Origin of the sequence: Bradyrhizobium sp. CCBAU 45321 (assembly GCF_028128975.1) — a bacterium.
In the GTDB taxonomy this organism is placed as follows: domain Bacteria; phylum Pseudomonadota; class Alphaproteobacteria; order Rhizobiales; family Xanthobacteraceae; genus Bradyrhizobium; species Bradyrhizobium yuanmingense.
In genome coordinates this window covers 101704-116881 of the sequence record NZ_LFKZ01000120.1, presented here as the reverse complement: position 1 = coordinate 116881, position 15178 = coordinate 101704, and the positions used below count along the sequence as shown (strand labels likewise).

13 protein-coding genes and 1 pseudogene are annotated in these 15178 nt (G+C 65.0%); 5 read left to right on the top strand and 9 right to left on the bottom strand.

The features are described 5' to 3' along the window. Positions 1-160: 160 nt before the first annotated feature. The gene (locus tag ACM43_RS16840; protein ID WP_128264016.1) at positions 161-769 is read right to left on the bottom strand and encodes a LemA family protein; all 609 of its coding nucleotides are present in this window, start codon (positions 767-769) and stop codon (positions 161-163) included. 143 nt (positions 770-912) lie between these two features. Between ACM43_RS16840 and ACM43_RS16835 the strand changes: the two genes are divergently transcribed. Genes ACM43_RS16835 through ACM43_RS16825 form a run of 3 tightly spaced genes read left to right on the top strand, consistent with a single transcriptional unit; the run spans position 913 to position 4131 of the window. After that, on the top strand, positions 913-1767 hold the full coding sequence (locus ACM43_RS16835) for an enoyl-CoA hydratase (RefSeq protein WP_271541420.1): 855 nt from the start codon (positions 913-915) through the stop codon (positions 1765-1767). Between the two features lie 5 nt (positions 1768-1772). Beyond that, the gene (locus tag ACM43_RS16830; RefSeq protein ID WP_271541419.1) at positions 1773-2921 is read left to right on the top strand and encodes an acyl-CoA dehydrogenase family protein; all 1149 of its coding nucleotides are present in this window, start codon (positions 1773-1775) and stop codon (positions 2919-2921) included. A gap of 13 nt (positions 2922-2934) precedes the next feature. After that, positions 2935-4131, top strand: a complete 1197-nt coding sequence (locus ACM43_RS16825; protein WP_271541417.1) for an acyl-CoA dehydrogenase family protein — start codon at positions 2935-2937, stop codon at positions 4129-4131. Positions 4132-4373: 242 nt separating this feature from the next. Here the strand turns inward: ACM43_RS16825 and ACM43_RS16820 are convergent, their stop codons facing one another. From ACM43_RS16820 to ACM43_RS16805, 4 genes are all read right to left on the bottom strand, one after another. Further along, positions 4374-6698 (bottom strand): xanthine dehydrogenase family protein molybdopterin-binding subunit, encoded by a 2325-nt coding sequence (locus ACM43_RS16820; RefSeq protein WP_271541415.1) that lies wholly within the window; start codon positions 6696-6698, stop codon positions 4374-4376. Between the two features lie 126 nt (positions 6699-6824). After that, positions 6825-7943: a S1C family serine protease gene (locus tag ACM43_RS16815; protein WP_271541413.1), complete on the bottom strand. Its 1119-nt coding sequence runs from the start codon at positions 7941-7943 to the stop codon at positions 6825-6827. 167 nt (positions 7944-8110) lie between these two features. Further along, positions 8111-8986, bottom strand: coding sequence for a dihydrodipicolinate synthase family protein (locus tag ACM43_RS16810; protein ID WP_157284987.1), 876 nt, complete (start codon positions 8984-8986; stop codon positions 8111-8113). Positions 8987-9049: 63 nt separating this feature from the next. Then, positions 9050-10015, bottom strand: coding sequence for a VOC family protein (locus ACM43_RS16805; RefSeq protein ID WP_271541411.1), 966 nt, complete (start codon positions 10013-10015; stop codon positions 9050-9052). Positions 10016-10206: 191 nt separating this feature from the next. On the opposite strand from ACM43_RS16805, the gene ACM43_RS16800 reads away from it, so the two are divergent. Both ACM43_RS16800 and ACM43_RS16795 read left to right on the top strand, forming a co-directional pair. Then, positions 10207-11073 (top strand): S1C family serine protease, encoded by an 867-nt coding sequence (locus ACM43_RS16800; RefSeq protein WP_271541409.1) that lies wholly within the window; start codon positions 10207-10209, stop codon positions 11071-11073. Beyond that, the gene (locus ACM43_RS16795; RefSeq protein WP_271541407.1) at positions 11070-11441 is read left to right on the top strand and encodes a response regulator transcription factor; all 372 of its coding nucleotides are present in this window, start codon (positions 11070-11072) and stop codon (positions 11439-11441) included. The genes ACM43_RS16800 and ACM43_RS16795 overlap by 4 nt, the downstream gene beginning before the upstream one ends. Positions 11442-12145: 704 nt before the next feature. Here the strand turns inward: ACM43_RS16795 and ACM43_RS16790 are convergent. The 4 genes and pseudogenes from ACM43_RS16790 to ACM43_RS16775 all read right to left on the bottom strand — a co-directional run bounded on the left by ACM43_RS16790 (position 12146) and on the right by ACM43_RS16775 (position 14950). Then, positions 12146-12565: a hypothetical protein gene (locus ACM43_RS16790; protein WP_271541405.1), complete on the bottom strand. Its 420-nt coding sequence runs from the start codon at positions 12563-12565 to the stop codon at positions 12146-12148. 99 nt (positions 12566-12664) lie between these two features. Next, positions 12665-13774, bottom strand: a complete 1110-nt coding sequence (locus ACM43_RS16785) for a sensor histidine kinase (protein ID WP_271541402.1) — start codon at positions 13772-13774, stop codon at positions 12665-12667. Continuing rightward, positions 13761-14439, bottom strand: a pseudogene (locus tag ACM43_RS16780) (response regulator transcription factor). The gene ACM43_RS16785 and the pseudogene ACM43_RS16780 overlap by 14 nt, the downstream one beginning before the upstream one ends. 97 nt (positions 14440-14536) lie before the next feature. Beyond that, positions 14537-14950 (bottom strand): hypothetical protein, encoded by a 414-nt coding sequence (locus tag ACM43_RS16775; RefSeq protein ID WP_271541400.1) that lies wholly within the window; start codon positions 14948-14950, stop codon positions 14537-14539. Positions 14951-15178 lie beyond the last annotated feature (228 nt).

Below are 15178 nucleotides of genomic sequence, written 5' to 3'. Positions count from 1 at the left end.
CACCCGTGCGAGCCTCGGCGTAGCCTTGGCGAAGCCGGGACCGGGCGATCCAGTATTCCAGAGACGCCGGCGGGATACGGAGAGGCCGCGGCATATTGGATTCCCCGCTTTCGCGGGGAATGACCGTGGTGGGTGGGACGCGCATCGGGGCCGAACGCGACTACTTCGACGGCGACGGTGCCGGATTGAAGTCCACCTTCGGTGCGGTCGAGATCGCCTTCTCGTTCTCGACCGTGAAGTTCGGCTTCTCCTTGTAACCGAACGCCATTGCGGTGAGGTTGGTCGGAAACGAGCGGACGGTGACGTTATAATCCTGCACCGCCTTGATGTAGCGGTTGCGCGCCACCGTGATGCGGTTCTCGGTGCCCTCGAGCTGCGACATCAGATCCTTGAACAGGGCGTCGGACTTCAGCTGCGGATAGTTCTCGGTGACGACCAGGAGGCGCGACAGCGCGCTGGAAAGCTCGCCTTGGGCGGCCTGGAATTTCTGGAACGCGGCGGGATCGTTCAGCACCTCCGGCGTCGCCTGGATGCTGCCGACCTTGGCGCGTGCATTGGTGACGCCGAGCAGCACGTCCTTCTCCTGCTGGGCAAAGCCTTTCACCGAGTTGACGAGATTGGGCACGAGATCGGCGCGGCGCTGATACTGGTTCACGACCTCGGACCAATTGCCCTTGATCTGCTCGTCCTCGCTCTGGATCGCGTTGTAGCCGCAATTGGTCAGGCTCAGCGAGGCCAGGGCGGCCAGCACGGTCAGGATCTTGCGCATTAAATTTCTCCCGGTGGAATCCGGCGCAAACTATCAGATTGCGCGCCTGAGAAAAGCAGCCGGCTGACGCAAGCCTCTTGCCTCGCACCGGCCGACATAGTCAACTCCGGCAAAACAAGAGCGGAAACACCAGGGGGAACGCGATGTCCTCGTTCGAGACCATCCTCGTGGAACGGCCTGAGCCGGCGATCGCCCGTGTCGTGATGAACCGGCCCGAGGCGCGCAACGCGCAGAACCTGCAAATGACCTACGACCTCAACGCCGCCTTCGACGCGGCGGTGCAGGACGATGCGGTCAAGGTGATCATTCTCGCCGGGAACGGGCCGCACTTCTCCTCCGGCCACGACCTGCGCCCCGGAGACAAGAATACCGCTGGGGTCGATTTCCCGCCGATCGGAAATTGGGGCGGTTTCGCCGAGCCGAACGCCCACGGACGCTTCGCGCGCGAGCAGGAAATTTATCTCCAGATCACCCGGCGCTGGCGCAATCTGGCAAAACCCACCGTTGCCGAGGTCCACGGCAAGTGCATCGCCGGCGGCTTGATGCTGGCCTGGGCCTGTGACCTCATCGTCGCCAGCGACGATGCGGAGTTCTGCGATCCCGTCGTCACCATGGGCGTGTGCGGCGTCGAATGGTTCGTGCATCCCTGGGAGCTGGGGCCACGCAAGGCCAAGGAGTTCCTGTTCACCGCCGACAGCTGGAGCGCGCAGGAGGCGCACCAGCTCGGCATGGTCAACCAAATCGTGCCGCGCGCCGAGCTCTCGTCGCGCGTGCTGGAGCTGGCGCGAAGGATCGCGACAAAACCGTCCTTCGCGCTGAAGCTGACCAAGGAGGCGGTCAACCGCTCGGTCGACGTCATGGGCCAGCCGGCCGCGATCGACCAGGCCTTCGCGCTGCATCAGCTCTGCCACGCGCACAATCTCCAGGAGTTCGGCATGATCGTCGATCCATCCGGCCTGCATCCCTCCGTACGCAAGCCGCCGGCCGCCGCGGAGTAGACGCGATGGATCTCAATCTCAGTGACGAGCAAAAGTTGCTGCGCGAGAGCGCGGAACGATTCGTGGCCGAAAGCTACGATGCCGAGCACCGCCGCAGAATCGCGAACGATCCGCTCGGCTTCAGCCCGGCCGTTTGGAAGCAATTCGCCGAGCTCGGCTGGCTGGCGCTGCCGCTTCCGGAAGAGTTCGGCGGGCTCGGCGGCGGCGCGGTCGATATCGGCATCTTGATGGAGGCCTTCGGCCGGGGCCTGGTTTCTGAGCCTTATGTTGCAACCGTCGTGCTCGGGGCCGCGCTGATCGCCAGATGCGGCACCAGCGAGCGGAAGCAGGCGAGCCTGCCCAAGGTCGCGGACGGATCGCTGAAGCTTGCCTTTGCGCATGCCGAGCGCGCGGCCCGGTTCGATCTTGCCAAGGTCACGACCAGCGCCAACAAGATAGGACAAGGCTGGCGCCTGTCCGGCAGCAAGATCGCCGTGCTCGACGGACATGCCGCCGACGAGATCATCGTCTCCGCCCATATCCACGACCATCGGGGACCCTCGGGCCGGATCGGCCTGTTCCTCGTGCAGGCGACGACGTCAGGACTCGTCATCAGCGATTATCCGCGCCTCGGCGGCGGACGAGCCTGCAATATCGAGCTGTTCGACGCGCATCTGCCGGAAGACGCCCTGCTCGGCGACGGCAGCGATACCCTGCCCGCGATTGAATGGGCGATTGATCGCGCCATGGCCGCGCTAGGGGCGGAAGCTGTCGGCATCATGCAGACGCTGCTCGACACCACGCTCGACTATACCAAGATCCGAAAACAATTCGGCCGGCCGCTCTCCGCCAACCAGGTGATCCGCCACCGCCTCGCCGACATGGCAATGCAGGTGGATGAGGCGCGCTCGATGGCGCTGCGCGCGGCGTTGAAGGCCGATAGCGCGCCGATCGAGCGTGCCCGGGCAGCCTCGGGCGCGAAGGCGAAGATCGGCAAATGCGCGCGCTTCGTCGGCGAGCAGTCGATCCAGCTCCATGGCGGCATGGGTGTCACCGAGGAGCTCGAGGTCGGCGCCTATTTCAAGCGGCTCGTCGCGTTCGACACGCTGTTCGGCGGCAGCGCGCATCACTATGCCCGCCACGCCGAGCTGGGCCGCAGGGCCATCTCTGCTTAACAAGGAGCGCCTCATGGACCTGTCGTTCAATGCCGAGGAGCGCGCCTTCCAGAGCGAGGTGCGCGGCTTCATCGCCAAGAATCTCACCGAGGAGATGAAGCGCGCGACCGCGCTGACGCCATCGGTGTTCTCCGATCCTGATATCGGGATGGCGTGGCAGCGCGCGCTGCACCGCCAAGGCTGGGGTGCGCCGGGCTGGCCGGTCGAATATGGCGGCCCCGACTGGACGCCGGCGCAGCGCTGGATCTTCGAGACTGAATGCGCCCGCGCCGGCGTGCCCAACGTCAACGTGATGGGCGTGAAGATGGTCGGGCCTGTTATCATCGGCTTCGGCAGCCCCGAGCAAAAGAACTTCTACTTGCCGCGAATTCTCTCGGGTGAGGATTATTGGTGCCAGGGCTATTCCGAGCCCGGGTCCGGCTCCGATCTGTCGTCCCTCAAGACGCGCGCGGTGCGTGACGGCGACGACTACGTCATCAACGGCACCAAGATCTGGACCACGCACGCCCATCACGCCAACCGCATGTTCGCGCTGGTGCGCACCAGCGACGGGCCGCGGCAGCAGGACGGCATCAGCTTCATCCTGATCGACATGAAGACGCCTGGAATCACCATCCGTCCGATCCTCACCATCGGCGGCGACCACGAGGTCAACCAGGTGTTCTTCGACGACGTCCGCGTGCCCGTCGCCAATCGCGTCGGCGAGGAAGGCAAGGGCTGGACCTACGGCAAATATTTGCTCGAGTTCGAGCGCGGCGCGGGCATCGCCTCGGCCAAGCTGCGCGAAGGGCTGAAGGCGATTGCGGACCTCGCGGAGTCCGATTTGACGGGCCGCGCGATCGACAGTCCCGATATCGCGACGCGGATTGCCGAAGTCGAGGTCGACATCGACGCGCTGGAGATGACGGAGCTGCGCGTGCTCTCGGCGCTGCAGACAGGGCAAAACCCCGGCGCGGTGTCGTCGATCCTGAAGCTGCGCAACAGCGAGATCCGCCAGGCCGTGACGCGGCTAGGGGCCGACGTGATCGGCCACGATGCGCTCGCCGTCGAGCCGATGCGCCCGCTCTACAGGCTCAACCACGAGCCGGCGACGCCTGAGGAGATGCTGACGGTGATGCCGGAATATCTCAACGGCCGCGCCTACACCATTTTCGGCGGCACCTCGGAGATCCAGCGCGATATTATCGCGAAGATGATGCTGGGGATTTAGGACTCGTAGCCCGGATGGAGCGCAGCGCAATCCGGGATATGGCGAGCGCCCGTGCTCCGATCTGCGCTGTCGTCCCCGCGAAGGCGGGGACCCATAACCCCAGGGAGAGTTATGGGGTGAGCTGGTCACTACGAGTCTTCGCCAAACTCCGCCCTGTGGTTATGGGTCCCGGGCTCGCGCTTTGCGCGCCCCGGGACGACGAGCTGAGTTTGGTGCAATAGCCTGCGCAACAGCTAGCGCACTTACCCCGCCGCCTTCGCGTCCCGGATCGCCTGCCAGATCTTCTGCGGCGTCAGGGGCGTGTTGAGCTGGGTGATGCCGAGCTCGGCGAGCGCGTCCATCACGCCGTTGGTGACGCAGGGCGGGCCGCCGATGGCGCCGGATTCGCCGCAGCCCTTGGCGCCGAGCGGATTGGTGCGGCAGGGTGCGGAATCGTCCAGCGTCACCACGATCGGCGGCACGTCGTCGGCGCGCGGGATGCAGTAATCCTGATAGCTCGCGGTCAGCAGCTGGCCGTCGGCATCATACGACACGCCTTCATACAGCGCCTGGCCGATGCCTTGAGCGACGCCGCCATGGATCTGCCCCGTGACCAGCATCGGGTTCACGGCGACGCCGACGTCGTCGACCGTGGTGTAGCGCACGACCTTGGAGACGCCGGTCTCCGGGTCGATCTCGACCTCGCAGATATGCGTGCCGTTCGGCCAGCTGGGACCATCGACCTCGCCTTCGGAATCGACGCTGAGCTTGGCGCCGCTCTCCTTCTCGGCGAGATCGAACAGGCTGATGCGGCGGTCGGTGCCGACCACGGTGAGCATGCCGCCCTGATATTCGATGTCCTCGACCGAGGTCTCCAGCACGTTCGCCGCCTTCTCGCGCGCCTTCTGGATCAGATCGTTGGAGGAGACCGCGACCGCCGTGCCACCGACGAACAGCGAGCGCGAACCAACGCTGCCGAAGCCCATGGCGAGATCAGTGTCGCCCTGCACCACGTCGATCTTGTCCATGGGAATGCCGAGCGTGTCGGAGATCATCTGGGTGTAGGTAGTCTGCAAGCCCTGCCCCATCGCCATGGTGCCGGAATGCAGCACGACGCGCCCTTGCGAGGTCGCTTGAAGCGTGACCTTTTCGGTGTGGGCGCGGCCGCCGGTCCACTCAATGTAGGAGGTGAGGCCACGGCCGTAGAGCAGGCCCTTCTTCTTCGCCGCCTTCTTGCGCGCGGCGAAGCCGTCCCAGTCGGCAAGCTTCACGGCCCGGTCGAGCATGTGCGCGAAGGCACCGGAATCGTAGACCTGCCCGGCCGCATTGGTGTAGGGCAGCTGCGCCGGCTTGATGTAATTGGCCTTGCGGATCGCGCGCGGGTCCATGCCGATTTTTCGCGCAGCGGCGTCGAACAGGCGCTCGACGATGAACACGGCTTCGGGGCGGCCGGCGCCACGATAGGCTCCGACCGGCGCGGTGTGGGTCATCACCGACTTCACCTCGAAATGCACCAGCGGCAGGTCGTAGACGCCGGTCTGCACGAACGGCCCGAGCACCAGCGGGATGATGTTGGCCGCGCCCGAGGAATAGGCCCCGGTGCAGCCGATCGACTTGACGCGATAGGCCAACACCTTGCCCTTCTCGTCCAGCGCGAAGGACGCCGTGGACGTGAGATCGCGGCCGTGGGTGCCGCCGACGAACTCGTCGGTGCGGTCGCCGCGCCAGCGGATCTTCTTGTTCAGCTTGGTCGCGGCATAGGCGACGATCCCGTCCTCGGGATAGAGGTTGGTCTTCTGGCCGAAGCCGCCGCCGATGTCGCCGACCAGCACGCGGACGCTGTCCTTCGGGCGCTTGAGCACGGCTTCCGCCAGCACGTCGCGGGTCGAGGCCGGCGTCTGCGATTGCACGTGCAGCAGGAGACGGCCGGACTTCTTGTCGATCTCGGCAATGGTCGAGCGCGGCTCCATCGCGGACGGAACGAGACGCTGGCTGACGATATCGAGTTCGACCGTATGCGCGGCCTTGGCAAAGGCCTCGTCCACCTTCGCGGCGTCGCCGTAAGACATCGCGCCGACGATGTTGTCGGGCGCCTCCGGCCACACCACGGGCGCACCTGATTTCACCGCCTCGACGGGATCGACCACCGCGGGCTGCACATCGTATTCGACCGCGATCGCCTCCGCCGCGCTCTGCGCCTCCACGCGCGAGGAGGCCACCACTGCGGCCACGGCCTCGCCGGCGTAGCGGACGACCTCGTGGGCGAGCAGCCGGCGCGGCGGCACCGTCATCGGCTTGCCGTCCGGGCGCTTGAAGATGTTGAGCGTCGGGATGGTGCCGATGTCGTCCTTGACGAGGTCCGCGCCGGTGTAGATCGCGGCAACGCCCGGCATCGAAGCCGCGGCGCTGGTGTCGATCGAGACGATCTTGGCGTGGGCGTGCGGCGAGCGCAGCATGTGCAACCACAGCGCGCCGTCCGCCGGCTTGTCATCGATGAACTGTCCCTTCCCGGTGAGCAGCCTCTGGTCTTCCAAACGCTTGACGGGCTGCCCCGCTCCGAAACGCAAATTGCCGGGAAGAATGTTCATTCCGCTGTATCCTCGAGATCGGGAAAAACGACGGCGGCGGTTTTAACCGATTTTGCGCGCCAGACAACCGAGCCCCGGCGCATCTGCAATGCGCGTCGGAGCCCCTTGCACGCGCGGATCGAGCGGCTAGGACCGGTCGATATCGACGATGCCTACATTCACGTCACGGGTGTCCGATCCGCGCTTGACCGTGAGCCGAACGGTCTTTCCGGCCCCGGCCTGCTCCAGCGCATCGGTCAGGTCGGCAAGGCGCCGCACCGGCTTGCCTTCCACCGCGGTGATGATGTCTCCGACCGCTCCCGTGGAAAAGTTGACACCGCGAATCCCCGCCCGCTCGGCAGGACTGCCGGGGGCCGTCCGCACCACGATCACCCCTTCGACAGCAAGCCGGGTCGACACATCCTCGCCGGCGGCCACGATGCCGATGCCTGGTGTCGGCACCCGGCCATTGCGGATCAGCTCGGGCACGATCCGGTTCACGACGTCGACCGGCACCGCGAAGCCGATGCCGGCGTTCGAGCCGGACGGCGAGATGATCGCCGTGGTGACGCCGATCAGCCGGCCGGCGGAATCCAGCAGCGGCCCGCCCGAATTGCCGGGATTGATCGCGGCATCGGTCTGGATGACGTTGGCGATCTCGCGGCCGGCATGGGTGGGGAGCCGGCGCTTGAGAGCGCTGATGATGCCAGAGGTCATCGACTGATCCAGCCCGAAGGGATTGCCGATCGCGAAGGCGAATTGCCCGACCTTCAGGTCACTCGAACTGCCCAGCGCGATCGGAGCCGGAAGCTGGCGCACGCTGCGGATTCGCAGCACGGCGAGATCGTAATTGGGAGCCGTGCCGACGAGGTCGACCTGGGCCACTTCTCCCGATGCAAACCGCACCGCGATCTCGCCGCCATTGGCGACGACATGATTGTTCGTCACGAGATGACCGTCGCGGTCCCAGACGAAGCCCGTGCCGGAGGCGCCGCCACCGCCCTGGCTCTCCTCGCCCATGAGGGGACTTGCCAGGGGACTTGCCGCCGACCTGGCCGCAACCTGAACGACCGACGGCGATACGCGCTCGAAGATGTCGATGGTCGCCTTCTCGCCGTCCGACAGAGGGCCGCGCGGCTCTACGGCACGTGCGGAGGGCGCCGCCCATGGGACATACGAGACGGGTACATGCAGGATCTTCGCGGCCGTGACGGCGAGCAGCAGGGCGGCGAAGGCTGCAGCGGCAATCGCATAGCGACGATTCATTGGGTGATCACCGTGTCTTGTGCTGAATGCGGGCTGTGAGATGCACATGCATGAAGTGGCAGGATCTCGCTTACGCAGCAACGTCGCAAACGAGCGGAAGTTTCTCGCTCAGGTAAGGACCATTCTCCGCCTGGCACGGGTGCCGGGGCATATTGCCGCGTGGCGAGCTATTCCAGCTCGCGCAGCGCCGTTTCCACGATTTTGCGCGCATCGGCCGTCAGTGGCGCCTGCGGCGGGATGGGGCCGCCGACGTCATAGCCCTGGATCGCAAGGCCGGCCTTGATGCACGCCGCGAGATTGAAACGGGCGAAGGCTTCGTTGATCCGCCACAGCCGCCGCTGCAGCGCCATGGCCTCGTCCCAGCGGCCGGCGGTGCAGAGGTCGTAGAGCATCACGCTCTGGCGCGGGATGATGCAGGCGGGTCCCGCCATCCAGCCGCGGCCGCCGATCAGCATCACCGCGGCCGGAATGTGGGCGGAGGCGGAGAACACGCGCAAGGCGTCGCCGCAGCGGTTCATGATCGAGAGCAGCCGGCCCGTGTTGGTCGAGGCATCCTTGATGTAGCCGATGCGCGGATGCTCGGCGAGGCGCGCGATGACGTCGAGGGTGAGATCGGAGCGCTGGAATTGCGGATTGGTGTAGATGACGACGGGAATGTCCACGGCATCGGCGATGGCGCGGAAGTAGGATTCGACCTGCGCATCGGCCAGCGGAAAATACGCCTCCAAAATCGCAAGGATGCCGTCGGCCCCACACTTCTGGCAGGCTTTCGCCTGCGCCACCGCATCCGCCGTCGCGGTCGAAGCGACGCCGGCGATAACAGGCACGCGCCCCTGCGCGGCCTCAATCGTGGTCTGCACGACCGCTGTGCGTTGCGCGGCGTTGAGGTAAGCGAATTCGCCGGTCGAGCCCAGCGGCGTCAGCCCGTGCACGCCGGCGCCGATCAGGTCGTCGCAGAGTTTTGCCAGCACGTTGGTTCGCACCGTGCCGTCGGCATCGATGGGCGAGACGAGATACGGAAAGACACCGTGGAATTCGGACATGCGGCGCTGATCCCGGTCGATTGGTTTGCGGCTGACCGCTATTACCAATGCCAGCGCCGGCGATCAAACCCTGAGCAGACGCACCCGCGTGCCCCAGGGATCGATCGCCTCCACCCCATCCGCAAGCGCCGTGACCTTCACACCGCCTTTGCGCAGCCGTTCTTCCTGCGCGGCGAGCAGCTCCGGCTTCGCCATCACCAGCGAGAACCAGGCAAGACCGGTCGTGGAATCGTCGCGCTGGCCGGCGCCCTGGCTCTGCCAGACGTTCATGCCGAGGTGATGGTGATAGCGGCCCGATGCCAGGAACGCGGCGCCGCTGCGGCGGCGGGTCGGGTCGAGGCCGACCGTGCCGTGATAGAAGCTCTCGGCCTGGGCGAGATCGCCGACGCGCAGATGCATGTGGCCGATGCGCATTCCATCCGGCGCCTTGGCATAATCGGGAACGCGCGTATTGGTGAGCGACAGCAGGTCGGGGATGTTGAGCTCGTCGGTCGCCATCTTCACGCTGCCCTCGCTCCATTGCCATTGCGAGGGGTCGCGGTCGGCATAGACCTCGATGCCGTTGCCTTCGGGGTCGTCGAGATAGACGGATTCGGAGACGAGGTGATCGGCGAAACCCGACAACGGCACGCGGTGCGAGGCGGCATGAACCAGCCAGCGCGCCAGATCCTTGCGCGTCGGCATCAGGAAGGCGGTGTGGTAGAGGCCGGCGGCGTTGCGCGGCTCGATTGCGGCATCGGGCCGGGCCTCCAGCACCAGCAGCGTGATGCCACCTGTGCCGAGCTTTGCGGCTACCGCCGAGCGCTCCATCACGGTGAGCCCGATCACGTCGCGGTAATAGTCTGCGACCTTGTCGAGATTCTTCACCCGCAGCGTCACCATGCCGACCCGCATCGGCGTACGGCTGGCAAAGGTCGGGCCGCCGCCCTGCGCTGTGCCCTCGGCACGGGCCGCGGCTGCGGCGGCCATGGCGAGCGAGGTGGCGCCGGCGAGCTGCAGCAGGGTACGGCGGGTCAAGTCGATGGTCATCAGTCAGGGCTCGCTGGAAATCTTGAGGCCATATGGCCCAATTTTGGGATTGCTACACGTTCCCGTGAGGCGCTCCCAATCACATGTTCGTCGGCCGTGGTCTTGCGGAGGCCGTACTGGTCCTGGCCACCCGGCCAGTTTCGCAATCGCCCGCGGCATCCCAGATTGAGGACAACTTACGGGAGCCCGCCATGACTGATCTTAGTCCCCTGTCCTCACTGTCGTCCGCGCTCGCGGACATTGTGGCGCGCACCGCGCCGTCCGTCGTCTCCGTGCATTCGCATCGCGCTCGCGCGACCGGCTTTGCCTGGAAGAGCGGCCTGATCATCACCGCCGATGAGGCCCTCGCCGACGAGGGCGAGGTCGAGATCGGCCTCGCCGACGGTAGTCGGGTCACTGCCACGATCGCCGGCCGCGACCACACCACCGACATCGCGCTGCTGCGCACTGAGGCCGCGGTCGCGCCGGTCAAGCTCGCCGCAACCGTCCCGCCGCTGGGCGTATTGTCGGTCGTGGTCGCGACCAACCGGGAGACACCGAGTGCGGCGCTCGGGATGGTGTCGGCATCCGGAAAGAGCTGGCGTTCCTTGCGGGGCGGCGACATCGACGCGCGGATCGAGCTCGACGTCCGCCTGCGCGGCAGCCAGCAGGGCGGGCTCGCGCTCGATGCATCGGGCGAAGCCTTCGGCATGGCCGTGCTCGGGCCGCGGCGCGTGCTGGTGATCCCGACGGCGACGATCGAGCGTGTCGCGCCCCAGCTGGAGGCGCGCGGCCGCATCGCGCGCGGTTATCTCGGCCTCGGGCTGCAGCCGGTGCGGCTCGACGACGGCATCGGCGCCATGGTGATGAATGTCGACAAGACCGGGCCTTCGGCCGCGGCCGGCATCCGCCAGGGCGACGTGATCGTGGCGGTCAACGGCCAGAAGCTCTCGGGCGTGCGCGCACTGTCGCGAACGCTGGGACCGGCGAGCGTCGGCGCGGTGGTCGACGTCGCCGTGCACCGTGGCGGCGAGCCGGTCAGCTTCAAGGTCACGGTCGGCGAAAGGCCGGAGGCGTGAGCGAGGACAGGACGGCCGAGATCGTACTGTCGCTCGAGATCGACGATCCCACCCTCGCCGATCGCCTGGCGGCCCTGCTCGGCAATGTCGCCGGGCTTCGCCTTGCCGCGCCCGGCGAGCAGGCCGCCGCGACAATCATCGCCCGCGATCCGCGCATCAGCCCTGCGGACATCGCGCTGACCCAGCGGGAGCTAGATGTGCTGGCGCTGATGGCCGAAGGCGCCTCCAACAAGATGATCGCGCGTCAGCTCGGCATCTCCGTGCACACAGTGAAATTCCATGTCGGCTCGCTGCTCGACAAGCTCGACGCCACCGGGCGAACCGATGCAGTCGCGCATGCGGCACGCCGCGGCGTGATCGAGCTTTGAGCGCTCTCCAAGCTATACAACCCGCGGCGTAAAAGGAGCGCGGCGGCATCAGGAATCGCGCTTTAATGTCAAAAGAATCAGCTTCACGCTACTGCGTCGACGACGGCTTTCACTGCCGATTCATACTATTCAAGACTACCACTGTATCAGGTCCCAAAAGACGCTTTACTCGGAACTGCGTAGCGCGTTCGGGCGGCGATTCACTACGGCGATGAGCCGAGCGAGCAACGAGATCAGCTCCCACTGTTGCATTGCACGAAAGACCTGAAGGGCTAGATCATTCCGGTCGTTTCTCAAGTCAAAGGTCCTAACTAACGATGCAAGATTCCTAATCCGTGTAACCAGCTCAGCATAAAGATCAGGGATATTAATGCTCCCTCCTAGATAAGGATAGTCATACCCATCGTAGTATCGTCGAGGAATCGAGGCCAAATCAAGCTCCGCGGGAGTCAAGCCATCGACCAAGAGCGGACTTATACCATCGAGGCTTTTCGAGTATGCGTCGGCCGCTTTTCCCAAGGCATTCACACAACGATGCTTGATCTCGTCTTCGTCGTTTACGGTATCAACTCGATCGAACTCCCAACTCTCAATTCTAGAAAACAATTGCCAAAGTTCCGCACCTCCAGACAGAGCATTTGTGCCGGCTTGACGAAGCTGAGACTCAACTGACGGCCACTTGACCCCGGCGTTCGCGAAGAATGTCATGACACCCCCCGAAGGCGATCAACATATTCACCGAACTCGCGACTATGCAGATTCCTGAGCTCCTCAAATCTCTGCCTAAATGGGGGTTCGCGCATCGACTCCCGGACATCATTGTCCAGCAGCTTCACGGCAGATTCAGGCAAGTGGAGGACCCTTCTAAGCTCGAAGCAACTCGCATAGTATGCAATAATAACACCCATAAAAAATTTGGTCTTTTGATCTTCCGGAACCAAATCATCCATGAACTTGCGCTGCAAATCTCGCCCCTGAACCAACATATTATTGTAGAGCTGGGCTTGAGCGTTCTGAAGCCCCAGAGCCAGTGTCCTCCAGGAAAAATAGAAACCAGCGACAACTGCAAACAGTTGAACGATGCTTATAATGTTAGTCGTCGATATAGGCTCAAGGTGAAACATTTCTGCCTCCAAATGAGCTAGGCAAAGAGCCGCAATTCAGCGCGACACACAAAACAAAATCTACTTTTAGTTGCTTTTCCTGACTTAGACAAGAGCATCTTATTCCGCAGCAACGAACCTTCTCGCGAGCGCCACCTGGCCGTTGGTAGGCGGAAACCGGAGCTCGACCTTCAGGCCCGGGGAATTGTCGCGCAACGCGATCTCGGCGCCATGAAGCCGCGCGACCGCGGCGACGAGGCTGAGGCCGAGACCATTGCCCGGCGTGTAGCGGCTCTGCTCGAGCCGGTAGAAGCGCTTGAAGACATGCTCGCGCTGCTCGGCGGGAATGCCAGGACCGTCGTCGATAATCGAGATCACCCCACCGCCGTCGGCCCTGCGGCAGCTCACAATCACCTGCCCGCCCTTCCGGCCATGCTTGATCGCGTTGTCGACGAGATTGGCGATGGCGTCGAACAAGAGGTCGCGGTCGCCGGTGATCGCGACCTCGTGGTCACCATCGAGGCTGAGGTGCGTGGCAACTTGCTCGGCAGCGGCATCGTAGAGCTCGACCACCTCGGCGGCGATCTCGGAAAGATCAAGCACGCGGAAGGCGCCGGTGCGGGCGCGGGTCTCGATCTCCGAGATCCGGGTGATGGAGGCGAACATGCCGAGCACGGCATCGAGATCGGCGATGGTGTCGCCGATCAGCGCGGCATCCGTCTCGCTGTTGCGCGGCGCGTGATAGGCCTTCTCCAGCCGGCCGCGCATGCGCGTCAGCGGCGTGCGCAAATCGTGCGCGACATTGTCGCTGACCTGCTTGACCTCGCCCATCAGCGTCTCGATGCGGTCGAGCATCTGGTTGAGGTTTTCGGCGACGCGATCCCACTCGTCATTGCTGCCGCGCAAGGGAATCCGCTGGTCGAGGCCTGCGAGCATGATGGCGCGGCTCGTGGCGTTGATCTGCTCGATCCGCCCCACAGTGCGACGCGTCACCAGCACAGCCGCGAGCCCGGCGAGCACCAGCAGCAGCGCGGCGACGGCGGCCATCGCGAGCTCGATCATGCCGGTGAAGCCGTCATGATCGCCGACCGTACCGAGCCGGCTCTCCACATAGGCCAAGGTACCGAAATAGACGTAAGCCATGATCGCTGCGACGATCAGCCCGAACGCTGCGATCGCGATCAGCGCCAGGCGGAAGGTCGAGGACCGGAGCGTCTTAACCAGGAGCACGGAGGCAATATCCGATGCCGCGAATGGTGTGGATCAGCGGATAGGCCTGGGCATCGTCGACCTTGCGGCGGACCCGGCCGACATAGACATCGATGATGTTGGTGGAGGGATCGAAATGCAGGTCCCAGACGTGCTGCAGCAGCATCGCGCGGGAGACGACCCGGCCCTCGTTGCGGACGAGATATTCGAGCAGCTGGAACTCCCGCGGCAGCAGCGGGATCTTGCGGCCGCGGCGCGAGGCGCTGCGCGCGATCAGGTCGACGGCGAGATCGCCGACGCGCAGCAGCGTTTCCTTGGCGATGGTCTCGCTGCGGCGACCGAGCGCCTCGAGCCGCGCCAGCAATTCCGTGAAGGAGGTAGTCGTCGCCGCCGGCTCGCAGGCCGCGCACGCGGTCGTCGACTTCGCCGAGCGCGGAGATGATCAGGAAGGGGGCGGCAATGCCGTCGTCGCGCAGCTGGCGCATCACGCTGATGCCGTCGATATCGGGCAGCATGCGGTCGATGGTGATCACCGCATAGTCGCGCGCGGCGCCCTGATTGAGGGCTTCGCGGCCATTGGCGGCGAGGTCGACGTCGTAGCCCGAAACCGTCAGCTCCTCGACGAGCTGGCCTGCGGTTTCCGGATCGTCTTCGACGACCAGGATGCGACGGTGACCTCCGGTCATGAAACACTCCGCGCGACAATCGCCACCAGACTATCCCGTTCCGGGGCTGGACGGAACCGCCCGGTGGCGATCGCGACAATGGTGCGGTACGGCGATGCTAGTACCAACCGCCCCCGCACACATTGACCCATTGCCACCCATAGGGCGTCCAGCTCCTGCGCCAGCAGCCGTCGTTGTAGCCGGTGTAGAAATAGGGCGCGCCGAAGACAGCGAAGCGACGGAAATGATGGTGATGGTGGAAGCCGTGACGGCCATGCCAGCCCGCGCCGGCGAAACGCGGCCCGATCGGCGCGTGCGCGAACCGCGCCCCGCCGAAGCCGGGTCCGCCGACATGAGCGAAGCGTGCACCGCCCATGCCGTCGGCCCGCATGCCGCCAAAGCTGCCGGCGTGCATGCCGCCGCCGAAATGGCCGCCACCGCCAAAGCCGCCGCGCGCGAGCGCCGGTGACGCGACCGCCATCATGGCCGCGATCACGCTCGCCGTGAGGCCCTTAAGAAACCTGTTGTTCATCGAAGCGTCCTCCTTGCAGTGCGGCGGTCTCGGCGCCGCACGAGGAGGATCAGATGAGGAGAACGGGAGCGTTGCTTCAACTTACAAATGCGCCAGATTCTGACGCGGGAGTTAGGGAGGGTAGTCCCAGCTCTCTCCCCGTCATTGCGAGGAGCCCTTGCGACGAAGCAATCCAGAATCCCTCCGCGGAAGCACTCTGGATTGCTTCGCTGCGCTCGCAATGACGAC

Bases quoted from the DNA above. Each gene is read 5' to 3' on its own strand.
- ACM43_RS16840 (WP_128264016.1), bottom strand. From the start codon at position 769: ATGCGCAAGATCCTGACCGTGCTGGCCGCCCTGGCCTCGCTGAGCCTG.
- ACM43_RS16835 (WP_271541420.1), top strand. From the start codon at position 913: ATGTCCTCGTTCGAGACCATCCTCGTGGAACGGCCTGAGCCGGCGATC.
- ACM43_RS16830 (WP_271541419.1), top strand. From the start codon at position 1,773: ATGGATCTCAATCTCAGTGACGAGCAAAAGTTGCTGCGCGAGAGCGCG.
- ACM43_RS16825 (WP_271541417.1), top strand. From the start codon at position 2,935: ATGGACCTGTCGTTCAATGCCGAGGAGCGCGCCTTCCAGAGCGAGGTG.
- ACM43_RS16820 (WP_271541415.1), bottom strand. From the start codon at position 6,698: ATGAACATTCTTCCCGGCAATTTGCGTTTCGGAGCGGGGCAGCCCGTC.
- ACM43_RS16815 (WP_271541413.1), bottom strand. From the start codon at position 7,943: ATGAATCGTCGCTATGCGATTGCCGCTGCAGCCTTCGCCGCCCTGCTG.
- ACM43_RS16810 (WP_157284987.1), bottom strand. From the start codon at position 8,986: ATGTCCGAATTCCACGGTGTCTTTCCGTATCTCGTCTCGCCCATCGAT.
- ACM43_RS16805 (WP_271541411.1), bottom strand. From the start codon at position 10,015: ATGACCATCGACTTGACCCGCCGTACCCTGCTGCAGCTCGCCGGCGCC.
- ACM43_RS16800 (WP_271541409.1), top strand. From the start codon at position 10,207: ATGACTGATCTTAGTCCCCTGTCCTCACTGTCGTCCGCGCTCGCGGAC.
- ACM43_RS16790 (WP_271541405.1), bottom strand. From the start codon at position 12,565: ATGTTTCACCTTGAGCCTATATCGACGACTAACATTATAAGCATCGTT.
- ACM43_RS16775 (WP_271541400.1), bottom strand. From the start codon at position 14,950: ATGAACAACAGGTTTCTTAAGGGCCTCACGGCGAGCGTGATCGCGGCC.